This is a genomic window from Beijerinckia sp. 28-YEA-48, assembly GCF_900104955.1.
GTDB lineage: Bacteria > Pseudomonadota > Alphaproteobacteria > Rhizobiales > Beijerinckiaceae > Terripilifer.
This window is the reverse complement of sequence record NZ_FNSI01000001.1, coordinates 3356558-3372832: the sequence shown is the minus strand read 5'-3', so window position 1 is coordinate 3372832 and position 16275 is coordinate 3356558. Positions and strand designations below refer to the sequence as shown.

At 61.2% G+C, this 16275-nt stretch carries 15 protein-coding genes; 7 read left to right on the top strand and 8 right to left on the bottom strand.

The window, feature by feature from the left end; all coding sequences use genetic code 11:
* Positions 1-4: 4 nt before the first annotated feature.
* Positions 5-922 (bottom strand): LysR family transcriptional regulator, encoded by a 918-nt coding sequence (locus BLW50_RS30390; RefSeq protein ID WP_139267638.1) that lies wholly within the window; start codon positions 920-922, stop codon positions 5-7.
* 136 nt (positions 923-1058) lie between these two features.
* On the opposite strand from BLW50_RS30390, the gene BLW50_RS16010 reads away from it, so the two are divergent.
* From BLW50_RS16010 to BLW50_RS15995, 4 genes are read left to right on the top strand one after another with little or no spacing between them, the layout of a single operon-like run.
* Positions 1059-2045 (top strand): ABC transporter substrate-binding protein, encoded by a 987-nt coding sequence (locus BLW50_RS16010; RefSeq protein WP_170850188.1) that lies wholly within the window; start codon positions 1059-1061, stop codon positions 2043-2045.
* Positions 2046-2073: 28 nt separating this feature from the next.
* On the top strand, positions 2074-2898 hold the full coding sequence (locus tag BLW50_RS16005; RefSeq protein WP_090704333.1) for a TauD/TfdA dioxygenase family protein: 825 nt from the start codon (positions 2074-2076) through the stop codon (positions 2896-2898).
* A 22-nt stretch (positions 2899-2920) separates the two neighbouring features.
* The gene (locus BLW50_RS16000) at positions 2921-3742 is read left to right on the top strand and encodes an ABC transporter ATP-binding protein (protein ID WP_244544270.1); all 822 of its coding nucleotides are present in this window, start codon (positions 2921-2923) and stop codon (positions 3740-3742) included.
* Positions 3735-4547 carry an ABC transporter permease gene (locus tag BLW50_RS15995; RefSeq protein ID WP_090704331.1) on the top strand — a complete coding sequence of 271 codons (813 nt, stop codon included), beginning with the start codon at positions 3735-3737 and terminating at the stop codon, positions 4545-4547. The genes BLW50_RS16000 and BLW50_RS15995 overlap by 8 nt, the downstream gene beginning before the upstream one ends.
* Before the next feature lie 5 nt (positions 4548-4552).
* Here BLW50_RS15995 and BLW50_RS15990 read toward each other — a convergent pair whose 3' ends face one another.
* The 7 genes from BLW50_RS15990 to BLW50_RS15960 form a co-directional block, all read right to left on the bottom strand.
* A complete protein-coding gene (locus tag BLW50_RS15990; RefSeq protein ID WP_244544269.1) occupies positions 4553-4912 on the bottom strand; it encodes a DUF427 domain-containing protein in 360 nt (119 codons plus the stop codon).
* Between the two features lie 33 nt (positions 4913-4945).
* Positions 4946-6499 carry an ABC transporter permease/substrate-binding protein gene (locus tag BLW50_RS15985; protein ID WP_090704327.1) on the bottom strand — a complete coding sequence of 518 codons (1554 nt, stop codon included), beginning with the start codon at positions 6497-6499 and terminating at the stop codon, positions 4946-4948.
* Entirely contained in the window at positions 6496-7302 is an 807-nt protein-coding gene (locus tag BLW50_RS15980) for an ATP-binding cassette domain-containing protein (RefSeq protein ID WP_090704325.1), read from the bottom strand. The genes BLW50_RS15985 and BLW50_RS15980 overlap by 4 nt, the downstream gene beginning before the upstream one ends.
* 44 nt (positions 7303-7346) lie before the next feature.
* Positions 7347-8318 carry an L-histidine N(alpha)-methyltransferase gene (gene egtD, locus BLW50_RS15975; RefSeq protein WP_090704323.1) on the bottom strand — a complete coding sequence of 324 codons (972 nt, stop codon included), beginning with the start codon at positions 8316-8318 and terminating at the stop codon, positions 7347-7349.
* Entirely contained in the window at positions 8318-9610 is a 1293-nt protein-coding gene (gene egtB, locus BLW50_RS15970; RefSeq protein WP_090704321.1) for an ergothioneine biosynthesis protein EgtB, read from the bottom strand. Before egtB ends, egtD begins: the two co-directional genes overlap by 1 nt.
* A 340-nt stretch (positions 9611-9950) precedes the next feature.
* A complete protein-coding gene (locus BLW50_RS15965) occupies positions 9951-10979 on the bottom strand; it encodes an LLM class flavin-dependent oxidoreductase (RefSeq protein WP_170850187.1) in 1029 nt (342 codons plus the stop codon).
* A gap of 209 nt (positions 10980-11188) precedes the next feature.
* Entirely contained in the window at positions 11189-12511 is a 1323-nt protein-coding gene (locus tag BLW50_RS15960; protein ID WP_090704317.1) for an omega-aminotransferase AptA, read from the bottom strand.
* A gap of 169 nt (positions 12512-12680) precedes the next feature.
* Here BLW50_RS15960 and BLW50_RS15955 point away from each other — a divergent pair, with 169 nt between their 5' ends.
* The 3 genes from BLW50_RS15955 to BLW50_RS15945 all read left to right on the top strand — a co-directional run bounded on the left by BLW50_RS15955 (position 12681) and on the right by BLW50_RS15945 (position 16275).
* A complete protein-coding gene (locus BLW50_RS15955; RefSeq protein WP_090704315.1) occupies positions 12681-13433 on the top strand; it encodes an SDR family NAD(P)-dependent oxidoreductase in 753 nt (250 codons plus the stop codon).
* 137 nt (positions 13434-13570) lie between these two features.
* Complete coding sequence (locus BLW50_RS15950) at positions 13571-14683, top strand: LysR family transcriptional regulator (protein WP_090704313.1); 1113 nt, start codon at positions 13571-13573, stop codon at positions 14681-14683.
* Positions 14684-14808: 125 nt separating this feature from the next.
* Positions 14809-16275, top strand: a complete 1467-nt coding sequence (locus BLW50_RS15945) for an amidohydrolase (protein ID WP_090704311.1) — start codon at positions 14809-14811, stop codon at positions 16273-16275.

Here is a 16275-nt window from a genome sequence, read left to right as displayed (position 1 = left end):
CCCGTCACCGCTTTTTCGCGGCAATGGAGCCGATCATCTCGCGCATCCAGCGGTGGGCTGGATCATGCGCGCGGCGCTTGTGCCAGATCAACCGATAGTGAACGACCGGAGGCGGCTCGGCGATTTCGATGATGGCGGCCGCGCCCATGCCTTGAAACTTCTGCGCCGCCAGACGACCCATCACACCGATGCAGTCGTTGTCCTGAAGCATGGACGGCACAATCAGAAACTGCGGCACGCTGACCATGGGCGACCATTTATGCCCGAGCGCTTCCTGCTGTTCGAAGAACGGCCGCATGATGGTGGTGGCGATCGACACCTCGATCAGGGGATAAGCGGTGAGGCGGGCGAAGGGCTGGGCGCGCTTACGGCGGAGCGGATGGGTATTGGAGGCAACGAAGATCAGCTCGTCGTCGAAGAGATGTTCGGATTCGTACAGGCCTTCGTCGGCGCTATAGACGACGACCGCCGCGTCGATCATGTCGTTCCTGAACCAGTCGTAAAGGCGCGAACGATCGAGCGCGATGAATTCGGCCGAAGCGGACGGCGCTTGCACACGCAGGTTTTGAACGATGTCTGATCCTAGCGTGAAGCTGGCGATGTCGGTCATAGCCAATCGAAAGCGCCCGTCGAAAGCTTCCGGCTTGAAAATGTCCTGCGCTTCCAGCGCCTGCGCGACAGCGCGCAGGGCATCCTTGATCGGCTGACGCAGCGCGCTGGCCCGTTCGGTCAAAAACATCTCGCCACGGCTGCGGATCAGCAATTGATCGTTGAAGCTGGCGCGTAGCCGCGCCAGCGCGGCGCTCGTCGCCGGTTGGCTCAGCGACAGGCGCGCTGCGGCGCGCGTCACGCTGCGCTCATCAAGTAGGATGTCGAAAGCGATCAGCAGATTGAGGTCGAGCCGCTTTAGAATATCCATCATTCAGATAATTAAACATTTGAAATATCAGTTTGACAATAGGCCACATGCGCCGGACGCTCAGCCCATCTTCAGAGGGAAGGGTGCCGCCATGGGTCGAGACCGCAGAAAGCCACCATTCAGGGCCGATCGTGCCGGCATGAAGCGCGCGCTTCCGATCGTCGGCCTCGGCTTTCTCGCTCTGTTGCCGCTTACTTTCGCGGCTCAGGCTGCCGACAAGGTCTCGCTGCGCTTTGGTTTTGTCGCGACCGGCATCGATGCACCTTGGACCTACGGCATCGAAAAGGGCTTCTTCCGCGACAACGGCATTGAGTTGGAATTGCGTGAAGGCAAAGGCTCGGCCGTTACGGCACAGACCGTGGCCGCCGGCACCGATGATTTCGGTGTCGATGTCGATGGCGGCACATTCCTCAATCTGGCCGCCAAGGGCCTGCCGGCGACGGCTGTGCTGGCGAATGCCGGCAAAAGCCCGCTCGTGGTTTTCTCGGCGGCGGACAAGCCGCTCAAGACGCCGGCGGATCTGGTCGGTGCGCGCATCTCCATCACCGCTGGCGATGGCCCCTCGGCGCTGCTGCCGGTTCTGCTCAAGCGCAACGGTATTGATGCGAGCAAGGTGACGCAGATCAACATGCAGCCTGGTCCCAAACTGGTCAGTCTGCTGACCGGGCGGGTCGATGGCATGGCGACCAATTATGCCTTGAAGGCGACGCTCGAATCCAAAGGCCTGAAAGTACACTCGCTGATGTATGCCGACTTCGGCGTGGTGACGCCGGGCATGTATATGATCGTCTCGAACTCGCTGCTGAACAGCAAGCCTGATCTGGTGCAGCGCTTCGTCGGCGCGGCGCAGAAGTCGCTGCTAGCCACGGCTGAAAACCCGCAAGCCGCCGCTGAATCCTTCAGTCGCATGTATCCAAGCTACGACCGCCAGGGCGCGGCGGGAGAAACGCTTCTGCTGTTGCAATTGCTGCACTCGGAAGACACCAAGGGCAAGCCAGCCGGCACCGTCTCGTTGGCTGACGCGAAAGCCGGTGCGGACGTACTCATCGCGTCTGGCCTGATGGAGCCCGGCGCCGACGTGACGAAATTCGTCACCAATCGCTTCATCGAAGCACGGAAAAAATAGCTGGCAGATAATTGAACTGGGTGCTCCCATGGCAAATCTTGACATCGAACATCTGACGCCGGCGATCGGTTCGATCATTCACGGCATTGATCTCTCCGACCAGGCGCAAGTCGAACGTTATCGCGACGAATTGCGGCGTGTCTTCGTCGAACGTCAGGTCATCTTCTTTCGCAATCAGAAGCTCGATCCCGATGCGCAGGTGTCGTTCTCGCGGGTTTTCGGGCAGGTCAAGCCGGTCTCCTCGACCTTTCCGTCTCATCCCGACAATCCGCATCTGGAAATTTTGCGGAGCAAGGGCACGAAAACAGGCACCGATGTCTGGCATGCCGATCTGACCTGGCAGAGCGATCCGCCGATTGGCGCCTGTCTCTACGCTGTCAACGTGCCCCCGGCCGGCGGCGACACCATGTGGGCCAGCATGACAGCGGCCTATGATGCGCTCGATGAAAAGTTCCGCGCCTATATCGACGACATGACAGCGGTTCATGATTGGGAGGGGCCTGAACTGATGGCTGGCGTGCGCGCCTCGCCCGATGCGCAGCAGCGTTACGAGGACATGCGCAAGCGCTTTCCGCCCATCGAACAGCCGGTGGTGAAAACCCATCCCGAGACCGGGCGTCGGTTGGTTTATGTCAACACGCTCTACACCACCCGGATCGTCGGCGTGACGCGGGCCGAGAGCGCGACATTGACCCATTTCCTCGCCGGCCTGTCCTCGGTGCCGGAATGGCAGGTGCGGTTTCGCTGGCAGCCGGGCTCGGTCGCGGTCTGGGACAATCGGGCCGTCCAGCATTATGCTGTGAATGACTATCATCCCTATCCCCGCCTGATGCATCGGGTGACGGTCTATTAGAGCGAACTCGCGGAGATCAAACGTGCCGATAGCTCTGGTTGTTCCCGACGATGCGCCGGTGCCAAGCCATGCCGACGTGCTGATTTCGCTGCAGGACACAGGCAAGACCTATGAGACGCGCAGCGGCCCCGTGGTCGCGGTGGAGGCTGCGAGCCTCGATCTAGCGCGCGGTGAAACCCTGGCGCTTCTTGGCCCGAGCGGTTGTGGCAAAAGCACGCTTTTGATGATGGTCGCCGGCTTGCTTGAGCCCAGCAGCGGCCAGATCGTCGTCAACGGCCGTCCGCTGAGCGGCCCCATTCCGGAACTGGGTTTCGTCTTCCAGCGCGATCTGCTGCTCGACTGGCGCACGGTCCTCGACAATGTGCTGTTGCCCTTCGCTTTGATCGGCGAGAATCCCAAACAACACGAGAGCCGCGCCCGCATGCTCCTGGAGCGCGTCGGCCTGGCCGGCTTCGAGCACAAGCGGCCATATGAGCTGTCGGGCGGCATGCGCCAGCGGGTGGCGATCTGCCGGGCTCTGATCGGTGATCCCGATATCTTTCTGCTCGATGAGCCCTTCGCCGCGCTCGATGCCTTCACGCGCGAACAGATGCAGCTCGACATGCAACGCCTGTCTCTCGACAAACCGCGCACGACCATTCTGGTGACCCATGAGATCAGCGAGGCCGTTTTCATGGCCGATCGGGTGGCGGTGATGACGGCGCGGCCGAGCCGCATCCATCAGATCATCGATATCGAGCTGCCGCGACCGCGCACCATGAAGACGCGCGAAACGGAGGCCTTCGCCCGCTACATCACCAAGATTCACGGCATATTCGCCAGTCTGGGGGTCATCCGTGGCTGACGTTGGCATCACGCTTCCGCGCCGCCCCGAGCGCCTCTCGGGGATGGGACATCATTTCAAGGGCGCGTTCTGGCCGCTGGCGTCAACAGTGCTGGCCTTGGGCCTGTGGGCGCTCATCGTCGTGGTGGCGAAGCCCGCGCCCTACATTCTGCCAGCGCCGTGGGATGTCCTGGCCCGCATCTGGACCGACCGGGGGCTGCTTGCCAGCCACGGCCTGGTGACAATGACGGAGATCGTCGCCGGTCTTCTCATCAGCATCGTCATCGCCATCCCGCTTGGCATTGCCATTGTCGCGGTACCGACGGCGGAGAAACTGTTCTATCCGATCATCGTCGCCTTCAACGCGATCCCGAAAGTCGCGCTCGCGCCATTGTTCGTCGTCTGGTTCGGCTATGGCTTCATGCCGCGCGTGTTGATCACCAGTTCGATCGCCTTCTTTCCGATTCTGGTCTCGACCATCAGCGGTCTGGTCGGCATCGAGCCCGATCTCTTGCGCCTGGCGCGGGTGCTGCGCGCCCATACGTCCCAGGTCTTTCTGCGCATGCGATTGCCCCATGCGTTGCCGTCTATCTTTGCGGGCATCAAAGTCGGCACCAGCCTGGCGGTCATCGGCGCGATCATTGGCGAGTTCGTCGCCTCTGACAGCGGCTGGGGCTATCTTCTGGTGCAAGCCAGCGGCACGCTCGACACGACGATCATGTTCGCCGTCGTCATCATTCTGGCGATCGTCGCGAGCTGCTTGTTTTCAGCCGTCGGCTTGATCGAACGGCTGATGGTCTCCTGGCATGCCTCGCAGCGGCACTAAACCCGTCAGCTCTCGACGATGGAATCGACCTTGCTCGGATAGAAGGCGAGGTGATCCTTGATCTTGTCGACAGCGGGATAGGGCGCTTCATAGCTCCACACCGCATTGGCGCCTGCAGCGCCGCTGGCACCGAGGCTGTAATAGGAACAATCGCCCTTATAGGGGCAATAGGTCGTGTGACTGGTGCGCGCGAGGGCGGCCATGTCGACGTCGGCGCGCGGAATATACTGGACCGGCGGAATGCTGGCTTCCACCAGGGTCAGGGCATGGGTGCTGTCGGCGATGACTTTGCCGCCGAGCTTCACGACAACCCGCTTCGGATTGGCTGTGATCGTGATGGGATGATCAGGTCCTGGTAGCTTCATCGCGATACTCCCGTTCATCTGTTGGGCGATCGTTTAACGTGAAAGGCCTATGCTTTTCGCCAGTTCTGCCGCCGCCTGGGACGGGCTGATTTTAGCATTTTCCCGATCCACCTTGTAATTGGCGGCGCGCATCGCTTCGACAGATATGGCGCCAATCAGCGGTTGCAAGGCCTGGCGCAGCAGCCCGTCATCGGCCCGTTTCGGCGCGATCAGGACCACCGCATCATAATTTGGAACCGCATGGTGCGGGTCTTCCAGAACCGTCAGATCGTCGGCGGCGACGCGGCCATCGCTGGAAAAGGCCGAGATCACGTCCACTGTGCCATCGGCCAGCGCGCGATACATGAAGGTTGGATTGTAGGAAGATTGCTGGCGGAACTGTAGCCCATAACTTTGCCGCAGCGCCGCCCATTCCGGCCGGTCGAGGAATTCGATATCCGAGCCCAGCGTTAGGTTGCCAGCGTGCCGGGCGAGATCGTCGATACGGGCGATCCCCAACCCGTTGGCACGTTGCTTGCGCATGACGAGCACATAGGCATTTTCGAAGCCGAGCCTGCCGAGTACCGTGACCCCGCGCTCAGCCTTCATCCACCGCGTCATCTCGCTGAGCATCTGATCGCGCGGCAATGCGTCACCCCGGTCCATCACATTGGTCCAGAGCGTGCCCGTATAATCGACATAGACATCGAGTTCATCATTGGCCAGCGCGCGGAAAGCGACAGCCGAGCCGAGCCCTTCCTTGATCGTCGCTGTCGCTCCAGCCTGACGCAGCCGTCCGGCGATCAGTTCGGCGAGAATGAATTGCTCGCTGAAATTCTTGGCGCCGATGACATAGCCGCCGTTTGAGGCGCGCGCCAAAGGCACGAGCGAGGCGCAGATCAATGCCGCCAGACCTGCAACGCCAATGAAGAGCCGCCGCTTGTCGCGCAGCGCCGTGGCTTTCTCGACAAGCGCCAGCAGTAGATCAACCAGAATGGCGAGGACCGCCGCGGCGACACAGCCGAAAAGAACGAACACCCAGTTCTCGGTCTGGAGGCCAGTGAAGATATAATTGCCCAGACTGGTCTGCCCCACGGGCGTGGCAAGCGTCGCCGCGCCGATGGTCCACACGGCGGCCAGACGCACACCGGCCATGATTACCGGTGCCGCCAGAGGAAGGTCCACTTGCAGCAATTGTTGGCGCCGGGTCATGCCGACGCCTTGCGCCGCTTCGGCGATCGTTGGATCAATGCCGGTGAGGCCGGTCACGGTGTTGCGCAGGATCGGCAGGATGGCATAGAGCGTCAGCGCCGCGACGGATGGCAGAAAGCCGAGCGCCGGCACACCAAACCCGAATGTGTCCTGTGTTAGCGTCGAAATCGCCAGCAGCAGCGGATAGAACAGGGCCAGCATGGCAAGGCCCGGAATGGTCTGGATGACACTCGCTACCGCGAGCAGCGTTCCGCGCAGGCCGGGAAAGCGCAAGGCGGCGGCCGCAAGGGGGATGCTGATCAACCCGCCGAGAACCAGAGCGGCGAGGCTGAGCAGGATATGCTGTGACAGATAATGCGGCAGCAGGGCGAAGGCCTCGGCGATGCGATTGTTCATCGGGCCGCGCCCGTGCTGCTGATCATCGCCTGGATGCGTTCCGCCTGCCGTCGTGGCAGATTCAGCAGATCGAAGACCATCGGATTGGCCGTGTCGGTCAACAGCGCGCCTGGCGTGCCATCGCAGACGATGCGCCCACCGTGCATCACGACGATCCGGTCGCTCAACAGCGCGGCCTCCTGCATGTCATGGGTGACCATGACGGTCGTCAGGCCGAATTTGTCATGCAGGGCGCGATAGCCCTGCGCCAGGGAATCGCGGGTCAGCGGATCAAGCGCGCCGAACGGTTCGTCCATCAGCACGATGTCAGGCGCTGCCGCCAGCGCTCTGGCCACGCCAACGCGTTGCTTCTGACCGCCCGAAAGCATTTGGACCGAACGGGTGAGATAATCCTCCGGCAGATCGACGAGCTGCATCAGTTCCTCGACGCGCGCCGAGATGCGGGCTTCCGGCCAGTGCAGCAGGCGCGGCGTCACGCCGATGTTCTCGGCCACGTTCATATGCGGGAACAGGCCGACATTCTGGATGACATAGCCAATGCCACGCCGCAGGCCGATGACGTTTTCCTTCGAAAGGACGTGACTGTCGATGTGGACGGAGCCGCGATCGGGCGTGATCAGGCCATTGATCGTGCGCAGCAGCGAGGTCTTGCCGGAGCCCGAAGCGCCGACGAGAGCAACGAATGTTCCTGCTTCAATGGACAGTGACACATGGTCGACCGCGAGCGAACGGCCGCCGTCAAAGGAGACACAAATATCGGCGAGCTCAATGAGAGGCTCGCTCGTGCCTCCGGTCTGCGGCATTGACCCCTCGCTCTTGCCCGAAACGGGCTCTTGACCGCGACAGATTACTGCGGATTGAAGCGCAGGTCATGCACGCTGAACAGGTGGCTCTCGTCGGTCCAGCGTTCGAGCGTCTGAAAGCCGGCTTTGCGGGCCAGCTCGGTAAAGCCATCGAGCGAATATTTGTGCGAATTTTCCGTGTGAATGTGCTCGCCAGCGGCGAAATCGAAGGTCCGATCGAGAATCCGAACCGTCTGGTGGCGGCGGCTCTCGAGATGCATTTCGATCCGTTCTTGGTTTTCGTTCCAGATCGCGCGATGCGCGAAAGCATCGAGATCGAATGTGCCGGACAATTCCCGATTGATGCGGGCCAGGACGTTGAGATTGAAGTCAGCGGTGACGCCGGCGGCATCATCATAAGCCGGCACCAGAATGGCGGGATCCTTGATCAGATCGACGCCGACGATGAGCCGCGACATAGGGCCGAGCCGCTCACCCATGGTGTGGAGTAAGCCTTGGGCAGCATCGCGTGTCAGATTGCCGATGGTCGAGCCGGGGAAAAAGCCGAGGCGCGGCTTTTGTCGTAGCTGCGCCGGCAGATCGATCTCGGCCAGGAAGTCGCCGACCACAGGGAAAATGTCCAAATGTGGCATCTGGGCCGTCAGGCGTTCGGTGGCTTCATCGAGCGCCGCCTCGGAGACGTCGATTGGCACATAGGCGGCCAGATCGTGCAGGGCCGAGAGCAAAATCTCGGTCTTGCGGCTGGAGCCGGAGCCATATTCCACCAGGATCGAGCCCGGTTGCGTCCGCTGCGCGATCGCCGGCGCGCAGGCTTGCAGAATGCGCGTCTCGGTGCGTGTCGGATAATACTCGGGCAGTTCGGTGATCTGTTCGAACAGGTCGCTGCCCTTGGCGTCATAGAACCAGCGGCAGGACAGGGTTTTGTTCGGCTGCGAGAGCCCATGAATGACATCCGCGGCGAATTCCATCTTGTCCGGCGTTACCGTGATGGAGCGGTCTTTAAGGGAATAGGTCATTATGCATCTTCCACGAGGCGCAGGCCCATGAATTGCCAGCGCTGCCAGGGATAAAAGAAATTGCGATAGGTCGGGCGCGAATGGCCGCGCGGCGTGGCGCAGGAGCCACCGCGCAACACCATCTGGCTCACCATGAACTTGCCGTTATACTCGCCGATGGCGCCGGCTGGCGGCACATAGCCGGGATATTGCAGGTAAGCACTCTGCGTCCATTCCCAGCAATCGCCGAACATCTGACGCAGGCCCTGTTGCCGGCGCGCCGGCACGGGGCGCAACAGATCGCTGCCGAGATCATTGCAATCGCGCGCCGCTTTTTGCGAAGCGACTTCCCATTCGAATTCGGTCGGCAGCCGCTTGCCGGCGAAACGCGCATAGGCATCGGCTTCGTAATAGGAGACATGGCTGACGGGGGCTTCAAGATCGATCGGCTGCAGGCCGCCCAATCCCATCTTCAGCCATTGACCGTCCTGTTCGACATAATAAAGCGGCGCCTGCCAGCCTTCGCGCTGCGCCATCGCCCAGCCGTCGGACAGCCAAAGACCCGCTGTGCGATAGCCGCCGGCTTTCATGAATTGCAGCCATTCGCCGTTCGTCACCAGGCGGTCCGCCATTTTGAACGGATGAATGAGCGCGCGATGACGTGGCGATTCATTGTCGAAAGCGAATGACGTGTCGGCGTGGCCGATGTCGGCGATCCCACCATCGAAGGCGAGCCACTGCGTGACGGGATCCTCGTCACCGTGTTTCTTCTCAGGCAATGAGCGATAGGCCGGCCGCAGCGGATTTTGCGCGAAGAGGGCGAGAATATCTGTCAGCAACAATTCCTGGTGTTGCTGCTCATGATTGAGCCCAATCTCCAGAAGATTGGCGATCGGTGCTTCCGGTGCCTTGCCGCTGGCGAACAGCTGCGTGAGGCCCTGGTCCACATGCGCGCGATACGCCATCACCTCGTCATGGGTCGGCCGGGTGAGTATGCCGCGCCGTGCGCGCGGATGACGGTCGCCCTCTGCCTCGTAATAAGAGTTGAAGCAATAGGGGAAGCGCTCGTCGAACAGGCGATAGCCGTCGACATGGGGCTTGAGTATGAAGGTTTCGAAAAACCATGTCGTATGGGCCAGATGCCACTTGGTCGGGCTGGCGTCATCCATCGCCTGGACGCATTGATCCTCCGCCGAAAGCGGTTCGGCGAGTGTGGCGGACTGCTGCCGCGTTTCGAAGATTTGGGCTTGAAGTCCCGTGGTAAGTCCGGTGGATTGCGAACTCTGGGTATCGGGCGGGCGATGAAAATTCATAGGCTCTCGTCCTCCGAATTCAGCCCCTATCGTCGGTCCAACACGTTAAACGAGGACGCGGACGATTGGTTTCCTGCGAAATACACTAAATGACAACGCTGGACCCTGATATCAGGGCCAGTTCGATCCGCGATCAGATAGGGGCCGGTCAGAGCCGGCACAATGCTTGTCCGTCATGGCTCCTGACAGCAAATGTCAGGAGCGTGTCACCAGCGGACTTAGCAAAAAATGAGGCGAAATGCCAAATTTGCCGATCAGGTGCGCCGTAGCACGATCGATCACCGAACCGACGTCGGCGATGCAGCCTGTTTCCGGCAGATGATAGGGCGCGCCGTTTGGCTTACCAGCAATGATCGCGGGTCGCGGGCGGCACCCAAATGCCGGCCTTCTGCAATTGGGCAAGGACCGGGGGGAGGCGTCGCGCTTCTTCTGGCCCCCACAAGAGCATGCGCAAGGCGAAGCCGCCCATCAGGTCGCAATCGCGATGCAATTCGATGATCTGTTCGGCGATGTCATCAGCTGTGCCGACGAGAGACATGATGTCGGCCGCGTTCGGTCGTGCATCGCCGATCTTGGAAAGATGCGAGGCCCAGGTCTTCTGCGCCTCCGGATCCGTCGAGCCGAGGAGATCGGCGAACACTTGCTGGGCGGTGCCGGGCGTGTCGCGGATGAGAATATCGGCGAGGATCAGAATGCGTGGTGGATCGTCTTTGCGCAACTGCTCGGCATTCTTGCGCAGTGTGACGGCCGTGTCCTGAACCACCGCTTTGGTCAGGGCCGAGGTGAACAGGTAGTCGCAATTGGTGGCGGCGAAGGCGAGGCCCTGGGCCGACGCGGCGGCGCTGACAAGGAGCGGAAGCATCTGCGGCACTGGACGGCGCATCTTGCCGTCGACCTTGAAATACTGCCCCTCGAAGGTGACCGTTTCCGGTGTCTTCACCCAGAGCGCGCTGGCGATGTCGACCGCTTCCTGCGCGAGCGCATAGCCATCGACCTTCTTCTCCATGCCGAACAGGCGCGCTTCATGATCGCGAAAACCGTTGACGATATTCCAGCCCCAGCGCCCCCCACTGATCCAATCGAGATGCGCGCCGAGCCTGGCGATCACGACCGGATGCAGGAATGTGGTGTGCATCGTCGAAATAATGCCCAGATGCTGCGTAGCGAGAAACATCGGCACCGACAGGATCGTGGCATTGGTGGAGGGATCCTGGAAGCCTGTGCGCGACACAGCTTCCGAGGCCGGCGCATAGCCATCGGCGATCAAGGCGAAGTCGAGACCGACATTCTCGATCGCCTGGGCGAACAAGATGTGATTGTCGAGCTCCAGAACATCGGGATTTTGCCGCGCGATCTCCAGCGATGGCAAAAGCGTCCTGGAATAGGGCCAGAACGCGCCGATTCTCAGCGTGCCATCACGGCGCCGATGTTTTCTTTGCCCTGCGGTGGCAGATCGCGCCGTCCACTCCATCCGAAGCCTCACCCTTCTCTCTGGTGGGGCAAAGGTACAAGAGACCGCCGACCGCACCTATTTGCCGTTAGTTATGGCCGCTTAACCAATGGTGGTTTGCCGCTCACTCAGGCGACTGTATTGAGCGCGGTGCGCACCGCGCCGAACAGATCGTCGATCTGGCTTTCGGAAATGATCAAGGGCGGCGAGAGCGCGATGATGTCGCCGGTGACACGGATCAGCGTGCCGTTCTCGAAACAATGCACGAAAGTCTCGTAAGCGCGGGCGCCGGCTTGGCCGGGCCGGGGCGCCAGTTCGATCCCGGTGACGAGGCCCATATTGCGAATGTCGATGACATGCGGCGCATCGCGTAGAGCATGGGCGGCCTTCTCGAAGGCCGGCGCCATCGCCTCCGCATGCTCGAACATTTTGTCGTTGCGATAGGCGTCGATGGTGGCGATGGCCGCGGCGCAGGCGACCGGATGGCCGGAATAGGTATAGCCATGCGCCAGTTCAATGGCCGCCGGATTGTTCTTCTGGTCCATGAAGGCGCGATAGATGTCATCGCTGGTGGCGACCGCGCCCATGGGAATGGTGCCGTTGGTCAGCCCCTTGGCCATGGTGATCATATCGGGTTTGATACCGAACTTGCTTGACGCGAAGGCATGCCCGCCCAGCCGTCCGAAGCCGGTGATCACCTCGTCGAAGATCAGCAGAATGCCGTGCTGGGAACAGATGGCGCGCAGCCGCTCCAGATAGCCTTTCGGCGGCATCAACACGCCGGCCGATCCTGCCATCGGCTCGACGATGACGGCGGCGATGGTGGAGGCGTCATGCAGCGCGATCAGCCGTTCAAGCTCATCAGCCAGATGCGCGCCCCATTCCGGCAGACCACGGCTGAAGGCGTTCTTCTCCAGATTATGGGTGTGGGGCAGGTGGTCGACATTGGGCAACAAGGCGAATTGCCGGCGGTTGCCAGCCAGTCCACCCACCGAAATGCCGCCGAAGCCGACGCCATGATAGCCGCGCTCGCGGCCAATGAGGCGGGTGCGTCGCCCTTCGCCCCGCAGCTGATGATAGGCCAGCGCAATCTTCAACGCGCTATCGACGGCCTCGGAACCGGAGTTGGCGAAGAAGACATGGTTGAGGCCCTCGGGCAGAATCTGGCGCAGTTTAGACGCCGCTTCAAAAGCGATGGGATGGCCCATCTGGAAAGAGGGGGCATAGTCGAGTTGCGACAACTGTTCCTTCACCGCCTCGGCGATTTCAGGCCGGCCGTGGCCGGCGTTGACGCACCACAATCCTGATGTGCCGTCGAGAATCTGCCGGTCGTCGTCCGAGCGGTAGTACATGCCCTTGGCGGAGACGAGCATGCGTGGCGCCTGCTTGAACTGGCGGTTTGCCGTGAACGGCATCCAGTAAGCGTCAAGATCATTCGGCATCACTCTCATCTACGGCCTCCGTCATATGTGCCGCGGACGTTATGCCGGAGATGAGCGGAAAAGTGATTTGATCTTTGGTTGCGGCCCTCGCGACCAAATTTCAAGCCACTTTGACGACCGGCCGTGCATAGTGAGACGCATAGGCGCCAACTGCGCGACGTGGCTTAAGGGAGTTCGAATGGAGATCCGGTTCGATAACAAGACGGTCGTTGTGACGGGCGCGCGCGACGGGCTCGGGCGCTGCATTTCCGAACGGTTCATCGAAAGCGGCGCCAATCTCTATTGCTGCGATATCAATTCTGACGGTCTCGAAACCCTTGCCGAAAAGGGCGCTCATGTACGGACCGTTGATCTGACCGACGATAAGGCGCTGCGCGCCTGGATCGCCGAGATCGAACGGGAGACGGGCCGTGCCATCGATATCCTGGTCAACAATGCCGGCGGCTTTGCCCATGCGGTGCCGCGGCCGATCGACGAGGTTACCGATAGTGAATGGGACACGGTGATGGCGCGCAACCCGCGCATCGCCTTCGGCGTCAGCCGTGCCGTGGTTCCTGGCATGAAGCGGGCAGGGTATGGCCGCATCGTCAACATGAGTTCGGGCGCGGGCATCGCCGCTTCGCGCACCAAGCTGCATCCCTATACCGCCGCCAAACATGCGGTTGTCGGCCTCACCCGGCAGATGGCCATGGAGCTCGGCCCCTTCGGCATCACGGTCAACAGTGTCGCGCCAGGCTTCGTCCTCTCCAATGCCTTCACCAAGGCTGATTGGGAGCGCTACAGCCCCGAGGCGCAGAAGGCCCATGTGGAGAACACGTCGATGCGTCGTATCGGCCATCCAGACGATATCGCCAGCATGACGCTGTTTCTGGCTTCCGATCACGCCTCCTGGGTGACCGGCCAGATCATTTCGGTCGATGGCGGTCGTTGAATTTATGATCCGTAAGCTGCACCTTGGCTGCTTTACAGGCAGATGCATTAAATCGGGGCACTACCAAAAGTAAAATCGGGCTGGACTGGAGCCCACAACGAGTTAACGTTTCGCCCGTCATAATAAGGTGCCCCAAGATGGCCGAAGTCCCGCCGATGGCGATGAAGTTCTTGCGTCAGCGCGTCAGCCTGCGTCATTTGCGGCTGATCCTGGTGCTCGACGAAGAGCGCAGCATCACCCGCACCGCCGACCGCCTGTGCATCAGCCAGGCCGCGGTTTCCAAAACCCGCAGCGAAATCGAGAAAGGCATTGGCACGCCTTTGTTCGAATGGCACGGACACCGCCTCGAGGTGACCGAGGTTGGCCAGTGCGTGCTGCAATCGGCCCGCCGCATCGTTGCCGAGCTCGAATGCCTCAGCGAGGAATTCGCGTTGATGAAATCCGGCATGGGGGGCGTGCTGACCATCGGCACGCGCACCATTTCGGGCCAGCCGTTTCTGTCGCAGGTCACCGCTGCGTTCAAGAAAGCGCATCCGAATGTCACCGTGCAATTGGTCGATACCGATCTTGAGAGCTTGCTGGATCGGTTGTCGAAAGGCACGATCTCCTTGCTCTACGGGCGTTTCGACGCGACGGCTGCGGGTTCGGGCTTCGAAGCACATCAGGTTCTGAGCGATCGCATGCTGATCGTCGCCAGCCCCAACCATCCTCTGGCCAACGAGCGCAAACCGTCTTGGGCCGAGATGGCGAAACAGGCCTGGGTTCTCATTCCTGAGGGTTTCGTCGGCCGCTATGGCCGCGAACATCTGGCGGCCGAACTGTCGCGCCACCAGCTGCCGTTTCCGACCAATCTGGTCGAGACGCAATGTCTGCTGCTCACCATGAGCCTGTTCCAGTCAGGCGATTTTTTGACGATCCTGCCGGAAGGCGTTGCGGCACAGCTCGAAATACGCGGCATCGCCCGGGTTTTGAACACGCCGCCGATCGGCGCACCGGACTCCGTTTGTCTGATGTGGCGTGCCAAAACGGCCATGCCACCGGCGGCGCGTCGCTTCCGCGATATGGCCCTGGATATCCTCAAGGCGGATGAATTGCAGCGGCTTGAGGAAGAGGAAGGCCTGCTGAAGCCATTGCGCGGTGAGGCCTGGCGTTTCGAGGCGGTGCAGGGCGTGCGCCAGCAAGGGCTTGCCAAACCGGCGACCGCGCGTCGCAGCCGTCAACGCAAGGCCGTGGTCGGCGAAACCGCTTGAAAACGTGGGGTGAAGCCCCGCGTGTTCTTGCATGACATTTGGTTAGGCCGCTCAAAACTTCTTTTCCATTGTTGCGCTGGAGGCGCCGTGATTGAACCGATCAAACGGTTCAAGAGGACGGTGCGGTGCCTGTTTCGACATCCGGATCGGCGAAAGAATTTGCGCTTGATTTCATTGGCCGCAATGAACGCGCTTTCATCACGCTGAACGATTCCATCTTCTACTTCGGTGAGCTCGGCGTGCAGGAAACCCGCACAGCCGGATTGATGACATCGCTGCTGGAGCGGCATGGCTTTCAGGTGCAGCGCGGCCTCTCAGGTTTCGCCACCTCTTTCCTCGCCACCTATGGGGCGGGTGAACCGGTCATCGCCATTCACACGGAATATGACGCCAATCCGTCGAACAGCCAGAAGTCTGGCGTCACCGAGCGGGCTGAGATCGTCGCCGGTGCGCCGGGGCATTGCGAGGGGCACAATACCAACGCCGCCGTGATGATTACGTCGGCGCTGGCGATCCGCTACGCCATGGAAAAGTTTGGCTTACCGGGCACGCTCAAAATCTTCGGCGCCTCGGCCGAGGAGCAGTTGCTAAGCCGGCCCTATTTTGTGCGCGACGGCTTCTTCGACGATGTCGATCTGGCCTTCCACGATCACATTCTCGATGAGTTCGGCACCGACTACGGCATGATGCAGAGCGCCGCCATATCGGCTGATTTTACCTTTCGCGGCGAATCCGCCCATGCCGCCGTCTCGCCGTGGAAAGGCCGCGACGCTCTTGATGCAGTCGTGCTGATGGATGTCGGCCTAGCGCAATATCGCGAACATATGAAGCCGACGATGACGATGCATCGCGTCATCACCAAGGGCGGCGAACAGCCCAATGTCATTCCCGCGCTCGCGGCCTGCTGGTGGTATTTCCGCGATCCGACGGCCGAAGGCGCAAGGCTTCTGTTTGAGCGAGCGCAGAAGATCGCTCAAGGCGCGGCGTTGATGGCCGATTGCGAACTGAGCGTCGACGTCAGAGCCGCCGTCTGGCCGGTGCGCCTCAATCAGACCATCGCCGAAGTCATCCAGCGCAATGTCGAAGCCGTCGGCATGCCATCTTGGAGCGAGACGGAACATGATTTTGCCCGCAAGCTGCAACGCCAGGCGAAGGTCGCCGAGATTGGCTTGCGGCCGGCGGTGACGCCGCTGACGGGGCCTGCGGTCCAGATCGCGGCGTCCAATGATTGCGGTGACGTCTCTTGGAAAGTGCCGATGGGGCGCATCTGGTTTCCCGGCAATGTGCCGCATCTGCCGTTCCATCACTGGAGCGCTGGCGCGGCGCTCGCCACCTCCATCGCGCACAAGGGCGGCTTGGTTGGCGCCAAGGCATTGTCCGGCGCGGTGATCGACTATCTGCAGGACAAGGATCTCGTCACCCAGACGAAACGCAGCTTCGCCGCCGAGATCGGTGACACGGTCTACACGCCGCTGCTGCCAGCGGGACAGCATGCGCCGGCCGATCTCAACCGCGCCCTGATGGAGAAATTCCGGCCGGAGATGGAAGCCCATTACGTGGGTCAAGAACCTGTCTTCGCCGCGTCAGTTTGA